The sequence below is a fragment of the Pseudomonas sp. AC532 genome (genome assembly GCF_979258965.1).
Genome location: NZ_OZ409888.1, coordinates 2,624,047 through 2,642,949, shown reverse-complemented (window position 1 = coordinate 2,642,949; position 18,903 = coordinate 2,624,047). Strand labels below are relative to the sequence as shown.

15 protein-coding genes and 1 riboswitch are annotated in these 18,903 nt (G+C 64.1%); of the genes, 7 read left to right on the top strand and 8 right to left on the bottom strand.

The window, feature by feature from the left end; all coding sequences use genetic code 11:
* Positions 1 to 42: 42 nt before the first annotated feature.
* From rhlE2 to ACZ0AV_RS12460, 5 genes are all read right to left on the bottom strand, one after another.
* Complete coding sequence (rhlE2, locus tag ACZ0AV_RS12480) at positions 43 to 1,887, bottom strand: RNA helicase RhlE2 (RefSeq protein WP_499151316.1); 1,845 nt, start codon at positions 1,885 to 1,887, stop codon at positions 43 to 45.
* Positions 1,888 to 2,115: 228 nt separating this feature from the next.
* A complete protein-coding gene (locus ACZ0AV_RS12475; protein WP_499151315.1) occupies positions 2,116 to 2,862 on the bottom strand; it encodes a siderophore-interacting protein in 747 nt (248 codons plus the stop codon).
* A gap of 75 nt (positions 2,863 to 2,937) precedes the next feature.
* Positions 2,938 to 4,311: a nucleotide 5'-monophosphate nucleosidase PpnN gene (gene ppnN / locus ACZ0AV_RS12470; RefSeq protein ID WP_499151314.1), complete on the bottom strand. Its 1,374-nt coding sequence runs from the start codon at positions 4,309 to 4,311 to the stop codon at positions 2,938 to 2,940.
* 429 nt (positions 4,312 to 4,740) lie between these two features.
* Positions 4,741 to 5,583 (bottom strand): methylenetetrahydrofolate reductase [NAD(P)H], encoded by an 843-nt coding sequence (gene metF, locus ACZ0AV_RS12465; protein WP_499151313.1) that lies wholly within the window; start codon positions 5,581 to 5,583, stop codon positions 4,741 to 4,743.
* 54 nt (positions 5,584 to 5,637) lie between these two features.
* Positions 5,638 to 7,029 carry an adenosylhomocysteinase gene (locus tag ACZ0AV_RS12460; RefSeq protein ID WP_499151312.1) on the bottom strand — a complete coding sequence of 464 codons (1,392 nt, stop codon included), beginning with the start codon at positions 7,027 to 7,029 and terminating at the stop codon, positions 5,638 to 5,640.
* 90 nt (positions 7,030 to 7,119) lie between these two features.
* Positions 7,120 to 7,204: riboswitch (S-adenosyl-L-homocysteine riboswitch) on the bottom strand.
* A 212-nt stretch (positions 7,205 to 7,416) separates the two neighbouring features.
* Here ACZ0AV_RS12460 and ACZ0AV_RS12455 point away from each other — a divergent pair.
* Positions 7,417 to 7,806, top strand: a complete 390-nt coding sequence (locus tag ACZ0AV_RS12455) for an acyl-CoA thioesterase (protein WP_499151311.1) — start codon at positions 7,417 to 7,419, stop codon at positions 7,804 to 7,806.
* A gap of 32 nt (positions 7,807 to 7,838) precedes the next feature.
* On the opposite strand, the gene ligB is transcribed toward ACZ0AV_RS12455, so the two are convergent.
* Complete coding sequence (gene ligB, locus ACZ0AV_RS12450) at positions 7,839 to 9,500, bottom strand: NAD-dependent DNA ligase LigB (RefSeq protein ID WP_499151310.1); 1,662 nt, start codon at positions 9,498 to 9,500, stop codon at positions 7,839 to 7,841.
* A gap of 200 nt (positions 9,501 to 9,700) precedes the next feature.
* Between ligB and ACZ0AV_RS12445 the strand changes: the two genes are divergently transcribed.
* Positions 9,701 to 10,033, top strand: coding sequence for a hypothetical protein (locus ACZ0AV_RS12445; protein ID WP_499151309.1), 333 nt, complete (start codon positions 9,701 to 9,703; stop codon positions 10,031 to 10,033).
* A gap of 93 nt (positions 10,034 to 10,126) precedes the next feature.
* On the opposite strand, the gene metK is transcribed toward ACZ0AV_RS12445, so the two are convergent.
* Positions 10,127 to 11,317, bottom strand: coding sequence for a methionine adenosyltransferase (gene metK / locus ACZ0AV_RS12440; RefSeq protein ID WP_092367209.1), 1,191 nt, complete (start codon positions 11,315 to 11,317; stop codon positions 10,127 to 10,129).
* Positions 11,314 to 12,342, bottom strand: a complete 1,029-nt coding sequence (locus tag ACZ0AV_RS12435; protein ID WP_499151308.1) for an ArsR/SmtB family transcription factor — start codon at positions 12,340 to 12,342, stop codon at positions 11,314 to 11,316. The genes metK and ACZ0AV_RS12435 overlap by 4 nt, the downstream gene beginning before the upstream one ends.
* A gap of 256 nt (positions 12,343 to 12,598) precedes the next feature.
* On the opposite strand from ACZ0AV_RS12435, the gene tkt reads away from it, so the two are divergent.
* From tkt to fba, 5 genes are all read left to right on the top strand, one after another.
* Positions 12,599 to 14,599, top strand: a complete 2,001-nt coding sequence (tkt, locus tag ACZ0AV_RS12430) for a transketolase (RefSeq protein WP_499151307.1) — start codon at positions 12,599 to 12,601, stop codon at positions 14,597 to 14,599.
* 118 nt (positions 14,600 to 14,717) lie between these two features.
* Positions 14,718 to 15,782 carry an erythrose-4-phosphate dehydrogenase gene (gene epd, locus ACZ0AV_RS12425; RefSeq protein ID WP_499151306.1) on the top strand — a complete coding sequence of 355 codons (1,065 nt, stop codon included), beginning with the start codon at positions 14,718 to 14,720 and terminating at the stop codon, positions 15,780 to 15,782.
* A 4-nt stretch (positions 15,783 to 15,786) separates the two neighbouring features.
* A complete protein-coding gene (locus ACZ0AV_RS12420; protein ID WP_499151305.1) occupies positions 15,787 to 16,965 on the top strand; it encodes a phosphoglycerate kinase in 1,179 nt (392 codons plus the stop codon).
* A 271-nt stretch (positions 16,966 to 17,236) separates the two neighbouring features.
* Positions 17,237 to 17,566: an MliC family protein gene (locus ACZ0AV_RS12415; protein WP_499151304.1), complete on the top strand. Its 330-nt coding sequence runs from the start codon at positions 17,237 to 17,239 to the stop codon at positions 17,564 to 17,566.
* A gap of 92 nt (positions 17,567 to 17,658) precedes the next feature.
* The gene (fba, locus tag ACZ0AV_RS12410; protein WP_499151303.1) at positions 17,659 to 18,723 is read left to right on the top strand and encodes a class II fructose-bisphosphate aldolase; all 1,065 of its coding nucleotides are present in this window, start codon (positions 17,659 to 17,661) and stop codon (positions 18,721 to 18,723) included.
* The last annotated feature ends 180 nt before the right edge of the window (positions 18,724 to 18,903 follow it).

Genomic DNA, 18,903 nt, shown 5'->3' with positions numbered 1-18,903 from the left:
GAAAATGCCGGCACTCGGCCGGCGTTTTCAGGGAGCCACTGCTCAGCTGTCGCGGTTGCGCGTCAGCAGGGCCGGCTTCTCGCCGCGTGGGCGATTGCTCGGCAGTTGGTCGAGTTGCTCGGGGGTCGGCAGGCGATCACTGCGTGAGGGTTTGTGCACGATGAGCGGCTGCTTGTCAGGGCTGCTACGGGCAGCTGATTCCTGACGCGGCAGCTCGTCCCGGTTCAGCGAGGTGGTGGTATCGCGCTGCTGGCCGCGGCCACGGTTGCTCGAACCGCTCCGGCCCTTGCCGGCACCTTGTCCCTGGCCTTGACCCGGACGCTTGCCGGCACCCGTGCCGCTACCACCGCTGCGCGGACCCTTGCCCTGGCCGCGGGGGCCCTGGCCGACGCCGTTGCTGGCGCTCGGACCGCTACCAGCAGCGCCGGGGCGGCGACCGCGGCCCTGACCATTGTTCTGGTTCGGGCTCACGTAGTCGGCACGGTTGCCGAAGTTGTCGATTTCATCATCGCGGAACTCGTCCGGCGCGCGGTCCGGAGGCAGTGCGGGCACGGCAGGCGCTGCAGCGCGGGCGGTGCCGCGTGGTTGCTGCTCACGGGCCGGGCGGGCCTTGCTCTGGGTCTTGGCTTTGCCGGCGTCCTTGCCTTTGTCCTTGCGGCCGCCGCCTTCCGGCTTGGCGCCGCGCGGTGGGCGTGGTTTCTGCGGTTCACGCACTTCAGGGCGCTCGGCCTCTACCTTGCTGGCATCGAAGCCCATCAGATCGCCATCCGCGATCTTCTGCTTGGTCATCCGCTCGATGCCCTTGAGCAGCTTCTCCTCGTCCGGAGCGACCAGGGAGATCGCCTCGCCGCTACGCCCGGCACGGCCAGTACGGCCGATACGGTGCACGTAGTCTTCCTCGACGTTGGGCAGCTCGAAGTTGACCACGTGGGGCAACTGATCGATGTCCAGGCCGCGGGCGGCGATGTCGGTGGCGACCAGGATGCGTACCTTGTTCGCCTTGAAGTCGGCCAGGGCCTTGGTGCGGGCATTCTGGCTCTTGTTGCCATGAATCGCCACGGCAGGCAGGCCGTGCTTGTCCAGGTACTCGGCCAGGCGGTTTGCGCCGTGCTTGGTACGCGTGAACACCAGCACCTGTTCCCAGGCGCCAGCGGTGATCAGGTGAGCGAGCAGGGCGCGCTTGTGGCTGGCCTGCAGGCGGAAGACGCGCTGTTCGATACGCTCGACCGTGGTATTGGGCGGCGTGACCTCGATGCGCTCCGGGTTGTGCAGGAGCTTGCCGGCCAGGTCGGTGATGTCCTTCGAGAAGGTTGCCGAGAACAGCAGGTTCTGGCGCTTGGTCGGCAGGCGGGCAAGGACCTTCTTGACGTCGTGGATGAAGCCCATGTCGAGCATGCGGTCGGCTTCGTCCAGCACGAGGATTTCCACGTGGGACAGGTCGACACTGCCTTGCCCGGCGAGGTCGAGCAGGCGACCCGGGCAGGCAACCAGGACATCGACGCCCTTGGCCAGTGCCTGAACCTGCGGGTTCATGCCGACGCCACCGAAAATGCAGGTGCTGACGAATTTGAGGTCGCGGGCATACAGCTTGAAGCTGTCATGCACCTGAGCGGCCAGCTCGCGGGTGGGCGTGAGTACCAGGACGCGCGGCTGTTTCGGGCCATGGCGCTGTTCTCGATCCGGGTGACCGTTGGGAAACAGTCGCTCCAGAATCGGCAGGGCGAAACCGCCAGTCTTACCTGTACCCGTCTGGGCCGCCACCATCAGGTCGCGACCTTGCAACGCGGCGGGGATGGCCCGCTGTTGCACCGGAGTGGGCTGAGTGTAGCCGGCGGCTTCGACCGCACGGACTAAAGCCTCGGAGAGACCGAGGGAGGCAAAGGACATGTGCAATCCTGTCTGGTGAGGGCGTGGCCCTATAGGTGTAGAGCCTGGCTTGAATCGCACGTGGGGCGCGCAATCCCGTCCGGTACTGCTGGCCTCTGGGGTCAGCATCCGGGCGCAAGCCTGGCAGGAAGGCCCGAGTGTAACAGGATTGCAGCGGATCGGCACAACTTGCCGCCGATCGGCTTCATCGCACCCTGGCGTGGTGGCTCGCGAGCGGTGTGCCCGGGATCAATCTCCGGCTACATCGGCATCTTCGCGCTTGGCGAGCTTGTGCTGGTCTTCGCTGCTGCCGAGCTTCCAGTAGCTGGAAATGTACAGGCTGCGGCGGTCGACCTGGCGTTCTTCGCGGAAGTAGCGACGCAGTGCGCGCATGCCGCTGAATTCGCAGGCCGCCCAGATGCTCGGCTGGCCCGGCAGCCACTCCAGTTGGCGCACCCGGTTGACCAGCACCTCGCTGTCTTCGCCGGGGTGCGGGTTGACCAGCCAGTGCACGTGGACGCCCGGTGGGTGGCGCAGCGGCTGGATGTCTCGCTCGTCGACGATCTCGATCACCGTATGGCCGCGGGCATCGGCCGGCAGTTGCTCCAGGTTGACGCTGATGGCCGGCAGCGCAGTCATGTCGCCAACGATGAGAAACCAGTCGGCGCCATTGTCCACCAGCTTCTTGGGGCCGGGGCCGCCCACCACGATGTGATCGCCGGGCTTGGCGCGTTTCGCCCACTCGGCGGCAGGACCGGCGTCGTGGTGCAGCACGAAGTCGACGTCGAACTCATCGGCGCGCTGCTGGCGCACGGTGTAGGTGCGCACCAGGTCCTTGTCACTGCCGGGGGTCGCGAACATCAGCTTGATGTAGGCGCTTTCCTGATCGGCGGGGAAGCTGGCGATCTCGGCGCCACCCAGGGTTACGCGCAGCATGTGCGGGGTGATGAACGTCGAGGAGATCACCTGCAGGGTACGGGGAGCGGGGCGTGCCATCGTTGACTCCTGAACATGCGGATAGTGAGGTCGCCAGGGTACGGCGAGGGACGTTCGCCCCTCGCGCTGGCTGGCTTAGCTGACTACTCGGTAGCACGGCTCGTAGGCGGTACCGCCGGGCAGCTTCATGCGGTGCTGCTCGACGAAGGCCTGCAGCAGGCGATCGAGCGGTTGCATGATGGTTTTGTCGCCGCGCAGCTCATAGGGGCCGTGCTCTTCGATCAACTGGATGCCGTGGGCTTTGACGTTGCCGGCGACGATGCCGGAGAACGCGCGGCGCAGGTTGGCGGCCAGTTCGTGAACCGGCTGTTCGCGGGTCAGGTTGAGGCTCGCCATTGCTGCGTGGGTGGGTTCGAAAGGGTGTTGGAAGCTCTCGTCGATCTTCAGCAGCCAGTTGAAGTGGAAGGCGTCGTTGCGCTCGCGGCGGAACTGCTTGACCGCCTTGATGCCGGCCGCCATGTGGCGCGCCACTTCGGCCGGGTCGTTGGGAATCAGCACGTAGCGTTGCTGCGCTTCGCGGCCCAGGGTGGCACCGATGAAATCATGCAGCTGTTGCAGGTAGGGTTCGGCGCTTTTCGGGCCGGTCAGCACGAGCGGGAAAGGCAGCTCGGCATTGTCCGGGTGCATGAGAATGCCCAGCAGATAGAGAAACTCTTCGGCGGTGCCCGCGCCGCCCGGGAAGATGATGATGCCATGGCCGATGCGCACGAAGGCTTCCAGGCGCTTTTCGATATCCGGCAGGATCACCAGCTCGTTGACGATCGGATTCGGCGCCTCGGCGGCGATGATGCCCGGCTCGGTCAGGCCCAGGTAGCGGGCGCCGAGGATGCGCTGCTTGGCATGGGAAATGGTCGCGCCCTTCATCGGCCCCTTCATCACGCCCGGGCCGCAGCCGGTGCACACGTCCAGGGCACGCAGGCCCAGCTCGTGGCCGACTTTCTTGGTGTATTTGTATTCTTCGGTGCTGATCGAGTGGCCGCCCCAGCACACCACCATTTTCGGCTCGGCGCCGGCGCGCAGGGTGCGGGCATTGCGCAGTAGGTGGAACACGTAGTCGGTCAGGCCGCTGGAGCTGTCCACGTCGACGCGCTTGTTCTCCAGCTCGCTCTGCGTGTAGACGATGTCGCGCAGGGCGCTGAACAGCATCTCGCGGGTGCTGGCGATCATCTCGCCGTCGACGAAGGCATCGGCGGGGGCGTTGATCAGTTCCAGGCGTATGCCGCGATCCTGCTGGTGAATCTTCACCTCGAAGTCCGGGTAGGCTTCAAGAATGGTCTTGGCGTTGTCGCTGTGCGAGCCGGTGTTGAGGATCGCCAGGGCGCATTGGCGGAACAGCGCGTAGACGCTGCCGGAGCCGGTTTCACGCAACTGCTGGACTTCACGTTGGGAAAGGGTTTCCAGGCTGCCTTTGGGGGAGACCGAGGCGTTGATTTTCTGGCGAGTGAGCATGCAGGCATCCCGTGGTAACGCGACAACTCGAGCCGATCCTGGCCGATCGCGCGGTAAAAAATTCAGTCCCGGCAATCGTGACCCACAATGGGGCGTCCGGGTAATGGCGCTGTACTGTCGACGAGTCGGGCTTCCGGGTCAACGGGTACGCAGGTTGTCGAACACCACTTCGGCGCTGGCACGCCGGATGGTTTCACTACCCGTATCCAGGCGCTTGAGCACCGAGGCTGCCTACCTGAGCATGGCGTAGTCAGGTACGGATGTACCCTGTGTGCCTCTGTCATTGGCAGGGCATCGGCCGCCGCGGCGAGCTTTCGACCCCTGTTAGGAAACAGCAGTGCCGCGAAAGTTCTGACTTTCGCGGCACTGGAGCCTGCCCGGCCCTGACGCGGGCGGCAATCGAACGCACGGCAGGCCGGGTGACGCCAATCAGCCTTGCAGGTTCTTCCACACGGCCAGGCTCGGAGCGGCCTGGTTGAGTGTGTAGAAATGCAGGCCGGGTGCGCCGCCTGCGACCAGGCGTTCGCACATGGCGGTGATCATTTCTTCCCCGAAGCGCTGGATGCTCTGGGTGTCATCCCCGTAGGCTTCCAGCTGCTTGCGCACCCAGCGCGGCAGCTCTGCGCCGCAGGCATCGGAGAAGCGCGCCAGCTTGCTGTAGTTGGTGATCGGCATGATGCCGGGGATCACCGGGATGTCGACGCCCAGCTTGCGTACCCGCTCGACGAAGTAGAAATAGCAGTCGGGATTGAAGAAGTACTGGGTGATCGCGCTGTTCGCGCCGGCTTTGGCCTTGCGCACGAAGTTGGCGACATCATCTTCGAAATTGCGCGCCTGGGGATGCATCTCCGGGTAGGCTGCCACTTCGATATGAAAATGGTCGCCGGTCTCGGCGCGGATCAGCTCGACCAGGTCATTGGCGTGGCGCAGCTCGCCGCTGGACATCCCCATGCCTGAAGGCAGGTCGCCGCGCAGGGCGACGATACGGGTGATGCCCTTGCTCTTGTACAGCTTGAGCAACTCGACCAATTCGGCCTTGCTGTCGCCCACACAGGACAAGTGCGGTGCGGTTGGCACCTTCACTTCGCCATCGAGCTGCAGCACGGTGTTGAGGGTCCGATCACGGGTGGAGCCACCGGCGCCATAGGTGCAGGAGAAGAAGTCCGGGTTGTAGCCGGCCAGCTCTCGCGCGGTATTCAGCAGTTTTTCGTGTCCGGCATCGGTCTTCGTCGGGAAGAACTCGAAACTGACGTTCGCACGTTTCTGAGACATGAGGGTTCCTTGAGGCTGCAAACCGCAGGCAGGGCCTGCGGTTTGCCCTACCAATCAGTAGCGGTAGCTGTCCGGTTTGAACGGACCTTCGACCGGAACGCCGATGTAATCGGCCTGAGGCTTGGTCAGCTGGGTCACCACACCGCCAAAGCCCCTCACCATTTCCAGGGCGACTTCTTCGTCCAGTTTCTTCGGCAGCACTTCGACGGTCAGGCGTTCGGCCTTCTTCTCGGCCGAGAGCTGGGCGAACTTCTGCTCGAACAGGAAAATCTGCGCCAGCACCTGGTTGGCGAACGAGCCGTCCATGATGCGGCTCGGGTGGCCGGTGGCGTTACCCAGGTTCACCAGACGGCCTTCGGCCAGCAGGATCAGGTAATCGTCGTTACGCGGATCGAACTGGCCGGCGCCGGTGCGGTGGATCTTGTGCACCTGCGGTTTGACCTCTTCCCACGCCCAGTTCTTGCGCATGAAGGCGGTGTCGATCTCGTTGTCGAAGTGGCCGATGTTGCAGACCACGGCACGAGCTTTCAGCGCCTTGAGCATGCCGGCGTCACAGACATTGGCGTTGCCGGTGGTGGTGACGATCAGGTCGATCTTGCCCAGCAGGGCCTTGTCGATGCAGGCATCGGTGCCGTCATTGCGGCCGTCGATGTACGGCGAAACCAATTCGTAACCGTCCATGCAGGCCTGCATCGCACAGATCGGGTCGATTTCGGAGACCTTGACGATCATGCCTTCCTGGCGCAGCGAAGCCGCCGAGCCCTTGCCCACGTCACCGTAGCCGATGACCAGTGCCTGCTTGCCCGACAGCAAGTGGTCGGTGCCGCGCTTGATGGCGTCGTTGAGGCTGTGACGGCAGCCGTACTTGTTGTCGTTCTTGCTCTTGGTGACCGCGTCGTTGACGTTGATCGCCGGGACTTTAAGGGTACCCGCCTTGAGCATGTCGAGCAGGCGGTGCACGCCGGTGGTGGTTTCCTCGGTCACGCCGTGGACGTTTTCCAGCACCTGCGGGTACTTGTCATGCAGGATCTGCGTCAGGTCGCCGCCGTCGTCGAGCACCATGTTGGCGTCCCACGGCTGGCCGTCCTTGAGGATGGTCTGCTCGATGCACCACTCGTATTCGGCTTCGGTCTCGCCCTTCCAGGCGAACACCGGAATACCGGCGGCGGCGATGGCGGCAGCGGCCTGATCCTGGGTGGAGAAGATGTTGCACGACGACCAGCGCACTTCAGCGCCCAGCGCGGTCAGCGTCTCGATCAGCACGCCGGTCTGGATGGTCATGTGGATGCAGCCGAGGATTTTCGCGCCTTGCAGCGGCTGGCTGGCCGCGTACTTGCGGCGCAGGCCCATCAGTGCCGGCATCTCGGATTCGGCGATGATCAGCTCGCGGCGGCCCCAGTCGGCCAGGGTAATGTCAGCGACCTTGTAGTCGTTAAAAGCGCTCATGCAAAAGCTCTCCAATCGTTGATCTGTGATCAGATGCTGAAAACTGCTGCGCAGGGCCTGCAGGCCGTGGCTCGTCACGTTTTCACGCAGTCCGATTGGGCGCCGTTGATGCGTTTTGGGTAACGCCCCATCCGAGCCTGACAAGCCTTGGCTTGCTGCAGCGCCCCTCGGACAGGTGGCGGGAACGCTCAGGCGGTGCCGAGCGGTTGAAGCGCAGCGATTATAGCCGCGCTGGCGCGCGAGCCCAAGGCTTTCCGTCGTCCCGGCCGGCTGATGGCGGCGCTGATGCCGAGGCTTTATCGAGGCCATTGAAAACCCGGCCGCGACAAGCGCAGCCGGCCTTTGCGATGATGACCCGCGAACGATAGCGATGGATAAGGAGCGCGCATGAACTTCCACACACGCAAATGGGTGAAGCCCGAAGACCTCAACCCCAACGGCACCCTGTTCGGCGGTAGCCTGTTGAAGTGGATCGACGAGGAGGCGGCGATCTACGCCATCATCCAGCTCGGCAGCCAGCGCGTGGTGACCAAGCTGATCTCGGAGATCAACTTCGTGGCATCGGCCCGGCAGAGCGACATCATCGAGCTGGGCATCACCGCCAGCGAGTTTGGCCGTACCTCGATCACCCTGCGCTGCGAAGTGCGCAACAAGATTACGCGCAAGAGCATCCTGACCATCGACAGAATGGTCTTCGTCAACCTTGGCGAGGACGGCCAGCCGGCACCCCACGGCAAGACCGAAATCACCTATATCAAGGACCAGTTCAAGGACTGAGCCGCGGCCGGGCCGCTGCCATGGCCGCGGAGTCAGAAACCGTCGACGCCTGCTGCGCGCAGGCGTGCAGCCAGGGCAGCGATTTCCTCGTGCTGAAAGAAATCCTGCAGCTGGGAGGCGCGGCCGGGACCGATGCCTGGCAGCTGTTGCCACTCGGCCAGGCTACGTTGCTGCAACTGCTGCCAGTCAGTAGCAGCCAGGCCGGTCGGGTTCACCGGTATACCGAGTGCCCGTAACCAGTCGTGGAACGGACGTTGGCGGGCTTCTGCGAAGCGCGTTGCCAGGGTTGCGGCACTCTGCGTGCCGATGCCTGGTACCTCGAGCAGCTGTTGCTCGCCGAGCGCCAGCCAGTCGAGCAGGCCGTCGACCTGTTGCGCTTCCAGCAGCCGTTGCCAGGTGCCGGCACCAACGCCGGGCAGGTTCAGCGCCTGCTTGCCGCTGAGCCAGGCCAGGCGGGCCTGGAACTGGCTGGCGCAGCCGGGTGCAGCCCGCAGGCAGCTCAGGGCGTGATAATCCTCGCCGCGAGGCACCTGCAGGTGTGGTCGGTCAGTTGCGTGCACCACCACGCTGTCCAGTTGCGGGATGGTCTGCCCGGCAAGGCGGATCGCGACCTGATCGCCCGGGCGAATGTCCAGGTGTTGCCAGCGCTGCAGCGAGCCGACGCTGACCACGCGAATGGTGCGGTCGTCGAGCTTCACGGGGTCGAGGCGTAGTAGCGGGGTGATGCGCCCGGTACGGCCGATGCTGAACTCCACGCCATGGACCCGCGCCAGTGCCTCGCTGACCGGGTACTTCCAGGCGGCGGCCCAGTGCGGCGGTTCTGCCCGCCAGCGCTCCCCGGCGGGGCGCAGCCCCTGGCGCAATACCACGCCATCGGTGGCGAACGGCAGCGGATTGCGGTACCAGTGTTCGCGCCACTGGCTGGCTTCGGCGGGGCTGTCGACTGGCTGGCTGAGCCGGCGGCTGTCAGCGAACCCCAGCTTTTCCAGGCGGTCTAGGCGATCCTGCATCGCCTCCGGGCCGTTGGGCCAGTCCCAGACGAACAGGCCGATGTGCTGTGCGTTGGCTTCGGGCAGGTCGTGGCGCGCCATCAGCCCGGCGACCGTGCTGCGGGCTGCGGCGCCACCGTGGGTGGCCTGGATGTGCGCCGGCCGCTTCAGGTACAGCTCGCCCTGCAGCACGATATCGCTGTAATCGCTCAGCGCGGCGGGAATGGCGTCTATCCGCCTGGCTTGCGCGGTCCAGTCCTGGCCGCTGTTGCCGTCTCCGCGGCTGATCACCTGCTGCAGATATCCGCCCCTGTAAACCAGGGTGACCGCGACACCGTCGACCTTGGGCTGAATCCATACGTCCTGGCGCGACGCCAGCCAGCGGGTCACCGCGCGTTCATTGGCGAGTTTGCGCAGCCCGGTCTGGCTGACCGGGTGCTGCAAGGGGCCGCCAGCGCCCAGCAGAGGATCGATCGCCGGGGTGTCGCCGAGGCAGTCCCGCCAGTGCTGCAGCCGGACGCGGGCCTGATCGTAAAGGTCGTCGCTGACCAGCGAGCGGCCCTGGCGATGGTAGGCGTCGTCCCACTTCGCGACCTGAGCCGCGAGTTCGTCGAGTTGGCGCTTATGGGCGGTGCTGGGTTGCGGGCACTCTTCGGCGAGGGCGACGAGCGGGAAGAACAGCGCGGCAGCGATCCAGGCTTTCATGGTGGAGCATCCTTGCTCGGGTATCGAGTTGTCAGGCTAGCTGCTGATCAGGCAAAAGTGGGGTGTGGCCGACATTTCCGGGCAGTGGATGTTTGTTACCGTAAATGTCCGGTGCTAAAGTCCGCGCCCCCGCACACCAAATGGATTTGCCCGGCGGCGGGGTGTATTGCCGGGCCTCATATTTGCAGGTCTAGAGTCTCATGCGTATTTCTGTTCTGTTGTGCTCCGCTGCCCTGGCCGTCGCCAGCTCTTTCGCTCACGCTGCTGAAGACACTCAGCTCAAGTGCCAGCAGAAGATGTCGGCCAATGCCGAGAAAATTGCCCAGGTCAAACAGCTGGCCGGCTTGCTCGGCAATCAGCAGGCCGACGATGCCATCGCCCAGGTCGAGGGTGGTTGTGATCAGTTGGGTGCCAATGCGGCCACCGCCGATGAAAGCGTTGCGCAGTCGACAGGCGACAGCAAGGCCGAAAATATCGCTGCTGCGGCAGAAACCCTGAAAGGTCTGGGTTCGCTGTTCGGCAAGCAACAGTAAGACGCCTGCCTGGCAGATGTGAAAAAGCCTCCGTGGGCGCTGAGCCCGGGGAGGCTTTTTTGTGGCCCGCCATTGCGGCGGGCCGTGCTGGGTTCAGAGGCCAGCCGCGGCGCGCAGGTCGGCGGCCTTGTCGGTTTTTTCCCAGGTGAAGCTGGTGAAGGTGTCGTCGCCGACGGTCAGTTGCTGCGGCTCGCGGCCGAAGTGGCCGTAGGCAGCGGTCGGCTGGTACATCGGGTGCAGCAGGTCGAGCATCTTGGTGATGGCGTACGGACGCAGGTCGAACACCTCGCGCACCAGCTTGATGATGGTCTCGTCGGCTACCTTGTTGGTGCCGAAGGTGTTGATCGAGATGGAGGTCGGCTGGGCCACGCCGATGGCGTAGGACACCTGGATCTCACAGCGCTCGGCCAGACCGGCGGCGACGATGTTCTTGGCCACGTAACGGCCGGCATAAGCTGCGCTACGGTCGACCTTGGACGGGTCCTTGCCGGAGAACGCGCCGCCACCATGGCGAGCCATGCCGCCGTAGCTGTCGACGATGATTTTGCGGCCAGTCAAACCGCAGTCGCCCACCGGGCCGCCGATCACGAAGTTGCCGGTCGGGTTGATGTGGTACTGGGTGTCCTTGTGCAGCAGCTCGGCAGGCAGGCTGTGCTTGATCACCAGCTCCATCACCGCTTCACGCAGGTCGCTGAGGCTGACATCGGGGTTGTGCTGGGTGGACAGCACCACGGCGTCGATACCGACCACTTTACCGTTCTCGTAGCGACAGGTGACCTGGCTCTTGGCGTCCGGGCGCAGCCACGGCAGCAGACCCGACTTGCGGGCCTCGGCCTGGCGCTCGACCAGCGCGTGGGAGAAGCGGATCGGTGCAGGCATCAGCACGTCGGTTTCGTTGCTGGCGTAGCCGAACATCAGGCCCTGGTCGCCAGCGCCCTGGTCTTCCGGCTTGGCGCGGTCGACGCCCTGGTTGATGTCCGGGGACTGCTTGCCAATGATGTTCATCACGCCGCAGGTGGCGCCGTCGAAGCCGACATCGGAGCTGGTGTAGCCGATGTTGCAGATCACGTCGCGCACGATCTGCTCCAGGTCGACCCAGGCGCTGGTGGTGACTTCGCCGGCGATGATCGCCACGCCGGTCTTGACCAGCGTCTCGACAGCTACGCGGGCGTGCTTGTCTTCGCTGATGATGGCGTCGAGGACGGCATCGGAAATCTGGTCGGCGATCTTGTCCGGATGACCTTCGGACACGGACTCGGAGGTAAACAGGGAGTATTCGCTCATCGATTGATTGTCCTGGCGAGTGAGGGCCTGTCGGCCACATGCGTGAGTGGAGGCGTGCGCTGGAAGTGGCGCACCTGAATCTGAAATCCATTGCGCAGGCCGACGTACAGGCTTTCGCCCGCCGTCAGCCCGGCGGCGACGGCCCAGTGGGCCAGGTCGTCCTGTTCGAAGCCCAGCCACAGATCGCCGCAGGTATCGCGTGCCCAGCTCTGGTCGTGGCTGCACAGTTCTGTGATCAACAGGCTGCCGCCGTCGTTCACACGGCTTGCCAGGGTCTGCAGGGCCTGGGCGGGCGCGGCGAAATGGTGCAGCACCATGTTCAGTACCACGCAGTCGGCGCTGGGGTAATCGTCGAGCAAGGCGTCGGCGAGCTGCAGGTGAACGTTGCCCAGGCCATCCTGCTCACAGCGCAGGCGCGCCAGTTCGAGCATGGCCGGGCTGTTGTCGAGGGCGGTGACCTGGGCAAAGCGGCGCGCCAGTTCGGGCAGGAAGCCGCCATCGCCGGGGCCGATTTCCAGCGCGCTGGCGCTGCTGGTGAACTCCAGCGAGTCGAGCAGCGCCAGCACGCTGTCGCGATACTGCGGCAGCCCGGCAATCAGGTCCTGCTGGGCCTGGAAGCGTTCGGCGCTGCGGGCGAAGAAATCGCGGCTGGCGCTGGCGCGCTGCTGATGCACCTGGTCAATGCGTGCGCGTACGTCGGCGGGCAGGGTCAGCCGCTCGACTTCCTGGAGCAGCGCACCATGCAGGGTGCCGCCAAGGGCGTCCGCGTGAGCCAGGGCGCGGCGGTAGAAGATCGCATTGCCTTCCCGGCGCGTCGCCACCAGGCCGGCCTGGGCCAGCACCTTGAGGTGGTGGCTGATACCGGATTGGCCGATGGCGAAGATCTGCGCCAGCTCCAGCACGCCAAACGAGTCGTTGGCTAGCACGCGCAGAACCTTCAGGCGCAACGGATCGCCCGCGGCCTTGCACAGGGCGGAGAGGGCATCAGCGGGCTCGAAATCGAGTTGAGGGGCGCGCAACGTCATAGTGGGCGCAGTCTAGTCGCTCACTTTTCGTCCAGCAAGACCAATATCAAAAAGTTTTGATATTGGTTGTGCCGGTTGCTCTCAGGCGACTGAGTTCGAGCCTGGACGCCTTGCCAGACCGGTTTTATCCAGTAAATCCGCGGGAATCGTCCGGCCAGCGACCATCTGTGATTGCCCCGCAGGGGGTGGCTGGGCGAAAATGGCCGCCTTTTTCCGACCTAGCTGCCTCGGCAGCCACCCCGCAGGAGATTCAGCGATGCCCAGCCGTCGTGAGCGTGCCAATGCCATTCGTGCCCTCAGCATGGATGCTGTGCAAAAAGCCAACAGCGGCCACCCGGGTGCCCCGATGGGCATGGCGGACATCGCCGAAGTGCTGTGGCGCGACTACCTGAAGCACAACCCGGCCAACCCGAAGTTCGCCGACCGTGACCGCTTCGTGCTGTCCAACGGCCACGGCTCGATGCTGATTTATTCGTTGCTGCACCTGACCGGCTACGACCTGTCCATCGACGACCTGAAGAACTTCCGCCAGCTGCACAGCCGCACCCCGGGCCACCCGGAATATGGCTACGCACCCGGCGTCGAAACCACCACCGGCCCGCTCGGCCAGGGCATCGCCAACGCCGTGGGTTTCGCCCTGGCGGAAAAGATCATGGCGGCGCAGTTCAACCGCGACGGCCACGCCATCGTCGACCATTACACCTACGCCTTCCTGGGCGACGGTTGCATGATGGAAGGCATCAGCCATGAAGTCTGCTCGCTGGCCGGCACCCTGGGCCTGGGCAAACTGATCGCCTTCTACGATGACAACGGCATCTCCATCGATGGCGAAGTGCACGGCTGGTTCACCGACGACACCCCGGCGCGCTTCGAAGCCTACGGCTGGCAGGTGATTCGCAATGTCGACGGCCACGATGCCGAAGAAATCAAGATGGCCATCGACACCGCGCGCAAATCCAGCGACCGTCCGACGCTGATCTGCTGCAAGACCATCATCGGCTTCGGTTCGCCGAACAAGCAGGGCAAGGAAGAATCCCACGGCGCCGCGCTGGGCCATGATGAAATCGCCCTGACCCGTGCCGCGCTGAACTGGAACCATGCGCCGTTCGAAGTGCCTGCCGACATCTATGCCGAGTGGGACGCCAAGGAAGCCGGTCTGGCTGCCGAAGCCGAGTGGGATCAGCGTTTCGCCGCCTATTCCGCCGCTTACCCTGAGCTGGCCAACGAGTTCATCCGCCGCATGGCCGGCGAGCTGCCCGCTGACTTCTCCGCCAAGGCCAGCGAGTTCATCCGCGCCGTGGCCGAGAAGGGCGAAACCATCGCCAGCCGTAAAGCCAGCCAGAACTGCCTGAATGCCTTCGGCCCGCTGCTGCCGGAACTGCTCGGTGGTTCGGCTGACCTGGCCGGCTCCAACCTGACGCTGTGGAAAGGCTGCAAGCCGGTGGTCGCCGAAGACGCTTCAGGCAACTACATGTACTACGGCGTGCGCGAGTTCGGCATGAGCGCGATCATGAACGGCGTTGCCCTGCACGGCGGCCTGGTGCCTTACGGCGCGACCTTCCTGATGTTCATGGAATACGCCCGCAATGCCGTGCGCATGTCCGCGCTGATGAAGCTGCGCGTGCTCTACGTGTTCACCCACGACTCCATCGGCCTGGGCGAAGACGGCCCGACGCACCAGCCGGTCGAGCAACTGACCAGCCTGCGCACCACACCGAACCTGGACACCTGGCGCCCGGCGGACACCGTCGAAGCTGCAGTGGCCTGGAAGCATTCGGTCGAGCGCAAGGACGGCCCGAGCGCGCTGATCTTCTCGCGCCAGAACCTGCCGCATAACCTGCGCGACCATGAAACCGAAGCGGCCATCAGTCGTGGCGGTTACGTGTTGAAAGATTGCGCCGGCGAGCCGGAACTGATCCTGATCTCCACCGGTTCGGAAGTCGGCCTGGCCATTCAGGCGGCCGACAAGCTGACCGAGCAGGGCCGCAAGGTCCGCGTGGTGTCGATGCCGTCGACCAACGTCTTCGACCAGCAGGACGCCGGCTACAAGCAGTCGGTGCTGCCGTTGCAGGTCACTGCGCGGATCGCCATCGAAGCCGCCCATGCTGACTTCTGGTACAAGTACGTCGGCCTCGAAGGTCGTGTCATCGGCATGGAAACCTATGGTGAGTCGGCCCCGGCCGGCGAGCTGTTCGAGCATTTCGGTTTCACCGTCGAGAACATCATCGGCACTGCCGAAGAGCTGCTCGACGCCTGAGTGAGAACGACGCTGTAGGGTGGGTCGGGGCGCGCAGCTGACGCTTTCGATCCACCGTTACAGCGCCCGGTGGATCGATAAAGCGCGATCCACCCTACGGGTTCATCCGAGATCTGCGATGTCCTATCGTCCCTACCGCGTTGCTCTGAACGGCTACGGCCGCATCGGCCGTTGTGTGCTGCGTGCCCTGCACGAACGTGCAGGTGACGCGCGGCTGGAAATCGTCGCGCTCAATGATCTGGCCGATCAGGCCAGCGTCGAATACCTGACCCGCTTCGACTCTACCCACGGGCGCTTTCCCGGCGAGGTGAAGGTGGTCGGCGATTGCTTGCATATCAACGGTGATTCGGTGCGCGTGTTACGTCAGCGCGAACCGGAAGGCGTGGATTGGGCTGCGCTGGATATCGACCTGCTGCTCGAATGCTCCGGGCAATACACCACGCGCGAGCAGGCAGAGCGCTTTCTGCAGGCGGGTGCGCCACGGCTGTTGTTGTCGCAGCCGATGGCCAGCGAGAGCGATGTCGACGCCACGGTGGTGTACGGGGTCAACCAGCAGTGCCTGAGTGGCGCCGAGCGCCTGGTATCGAACGCTTCCTGCACGACCAATTGCGGCGTGCCACTGCTCAAGTTGCTCAATGAGGCGATCGGGCTGGAGTACATCTCGATCACCACCATTCACTCGGCGATGAACGACCAGCCGGTGATCGACGCCTACCACGACGAAGACCTGCGGCGCACGCGCTCGGCCTTCCAGTCGGTGATTCCGGTGTCCACCGGCCTGGCCCGCGGCATCGAACGCCTGCTGCCGGAACTTGCCGGGCGAATTCAGGCCAAAGCCATTCGGGTGCCGACGGTCAACGTGTCCTGCCTGGATATCACCTTGCAGACCGCCCGCGACACCAGTGCCGAAGAGATCAACCGGATCTTGCGGCAGGCTGCCGAACAGGGGCCGCTGCAGGGTCTGCTGGCGTACACCGAGTTGCCGCACGCCAGTTGCGATTTCAACCATGATCCCCACTCGGCCATCGTCGACGGTAGCCAGACACGGGTTTCCGGGCCGCGCCTGGTCAACCTGCTGGCGTGGTTCGACAACGAGTGGGGTTTTGCCAATCGCATGCTCGACATGGCCGTGCATTACCTCGATGCCGCCGCTTCCCTTTCACCAGCCCCTGTTAAGGACTGACTCAATGACTGCAGCTGCCGTAAACATCACGAAAATGGCCGACCTCGACCTGCAAGGTAAGCGCGTGCTGATCCGCGAAGACCTCAACGTGCCGGTCAAGGACGGCGTGGTGAAGAGCGATGCGCGCATCCTGGCCGCATTGCCGACCATCAAGCTGGCCCTGGAAAAAGGCGCTGCGGTGATGGTCTGCTCGCACCTGGGCCGCCCGACCGAAGGCGAATTCAGCGAAGAGAACAGCCTGGCACCGGTAGCTGCTTACCTGAGCAAGGCCTTGGGCCGTGATGTGCCGCTGATCAAGGACTACCTGGGCGGCGTCGAGCTGAATGCCGGTGATTTGGTGCTGTTCGAAAACGTGCGCTTCAACAAGGGTGAGAAGAAGAACGCCGACGAGCTGGCCCAGCAATACGCCGGCCTGTGCGACGTGTTCGTGATGGACGCTTTCGGCACCGCTCACCGCGCCGAGGGCTCGACCCACGGCGTGGCCAAGTTCGCCAAGGTTGCCGCTGCCGGCCCGCTGCTGGCGGCTGAGCTTGATGCACTGGGCAAGGCCCTGGGCGCCCCGGCTCAGCCAATGGCGGCGATCGTCGCCGGTTCCAAGGTGTCGACCAAACTGGACGTGCTGAACAGCCTGAGCAGCATCTGTGATCAGTTGATCGTCGGCGGTGGCATTGCCAACACCTTCCTCGCCGCTGCCGGTTATCCGGTCGGCAAATCGCTGTACGAAACTGATTTGGTCGACACTGCCAAAGCCATCGCCGCCAAGGTCAGCGTGCCGCTGCCGGTGGATGTGGTAGTCGCCAAAGAGTTTTCCGAATCGGCGACTGCGACCGTCAAGGCGGTGGCCGATGTGGCCGACGACGACATGATCCTCGACATCGGCCCGCAGACCGCGGCGCAGTTCGCCGAGCTGCTCAAGGCCTCGAAGACCATCCTGTGGAATGGCCCGGTCGGCGTTTTCGAGTTCGATCAGTTCGGTGAAGGCACCAAGACGTTGGCCCTGGCCATCGCCGAAAGCCCGGCGTTTTCGATTGCAGGCGGTGGCGACACCCTGGCTGCCATCGACAAGTACGATGTGGCTTCGCGTATTTCTTACATTTCTACCGGTGGCGGCGCGTTCCTGGAGTTCGTCGAGGGCAAGGTGTTGCCGGCTGTGGAAGTCCTGCAGCAACGCGCAAAGGGCTAAACCTCTGCGCCTCGCCACGGTCATTACTTGTACGGAAATTAACCAGCAAGGAGTGACCGATGCGTAATGTGGCCGTTGTGTTGACCTTATGTGCTGCCTTGGGCGGTTGTGCCGGGGGCGGTTCACCGCGTGATGAGGCGTGCAGTGTGTTGAGTCCGGCGGCCATCGACCTGCCGACCACGCGCGAAGAACCGCGCATTGAAGGGCAGACGAGCGGCGACCCCGCGGCGCCGGCCAGTGAGCAGAACTGTTAAGTGACAAGGAGAGTGCGATGAACCGTTATACAGGCGCCGCCGCGTTACTCGGTCTGGTCATGCTCGCCGGCTGCGCGGGCAAGGATTACGCCGACAGTCAGGAATGGAACCGCTGGGTGTGCGACAGCCAGGCCGAAGTGTTCTGGCGCTACGGCGACAGCGCCCATGAAAAAGTCGATGTGCGCATGGGCGGCAGTGATGTCGTTCATCGTCTGAGCCTGGAACCCGCCGGTTCCGGCGAGTTGTACAGCGACGGTACGTTGTCCTTTCACACCAAGGGTGAGGAAGGCCTGATCTACCGCACCGCCAATGATGATCTACTCGGGCGTGGCTGCAAGGCGCCTTGAGCGACACGCGCTTTCACGCGCAGAACTTGAATAGCGCCTGCCACTGCGGCAGGCTTGCACGATTAACGAGCCCTATCGGGAGATAGCAAAACATGGCACTTATCAGCATGCGCCAGATGCTCGACCACGCCGCCGAATTCGGCTACGGCGTGCCGGCCTTCAACGTCAACAACCTCGAGCAGATGCGCGCCATCATGGAAGCCGCCGACAAGACCGATTCGCCGGTCATCGTCCAGGCTTCTGCGGGTGCCCGCAAATACGCCGGTGCGCCCTTTCTGCGTCACCTGATCCTCGCTGCTATCGAAGAATTCCCGCATATTCCGGTGTGCATGCACCAGGACCACGGCACCAGCCCGGACATCTGCCAGCGCTCGATCCAGCTGGGCTTCAGCTCGGTGATGATGGATGGCTCGCTGAAAGAAGACGGCAAGACGCCGGCTGACTACGACTACAACGTGCGTGTCACTCAGCAAACCGTTGCCTTCGCCCACGCCTGCGGCGTATCGGTTGAAGGTGAGCTGGGTTGCCTGGGCAGCCTGGAAACCGGCATGGCCGGTGAAGAAGACGGCGTGGGTGCAGAAGGCGTGCTCGATCACAGCCAACTGCTGACCGACCCGGAAGAAGCGGCCGACTTCGTCAAGAAGACTCAGGTCGATGCCCTGGCCATCGCCATCGGTACCAGCCACGGCGCTTACAAGTTCACCAAGCCGCCTACCGGCGACGTGCTGTCGATCGAGCGCATCAAGGAAATCCACAAACGCATCCCCAACACCCACCTGGTGATGCACGGCTCCAGCTCGGTGCCGCAGGATTGGCTGGCGATCATCAACGAGCACGGTGGCGAGATCAAGGAAACCTACGGCGTGCCGGTCGAAGAGATCGTCGAAGGCATCAAGTACGGCGTGCGCAAGGTCAACATCGACACTGACCTGCGCCTGGCCTCGACCGGTGCCATCCGCCGCTTCCTGGCCGAGCACCCGAGCGAGTTCGATCCGCGCAAGTATTTCGCCCACACCATCACCGCCATGCGCGACATCTGCATCGCCCGCTACGAAGCCTTCGGCACCGCCGGCAATGCCTCGAAGATCAAGCCGATCTCTCTCGAAGGCATGTTCCAGCGCTACGCCAAGGGTGAGCTGGCCGCCAAGATCAACTGATCGAGCGCGTTCCTGCTGTCCACAAGCCGCTTGCCCCCCGGCAAGCGGCTTTTTTGTGGCTGTCGTTCGCGGCGGGCACGGCATTCTGCCCTGGCGCAGGGGCTGCAAACCGGACGAGCGCGTGACACCGTGCCCAGGCGTGAGCGGCTGGCACCCCAGGTTTTCCCCGATGAAACGGGT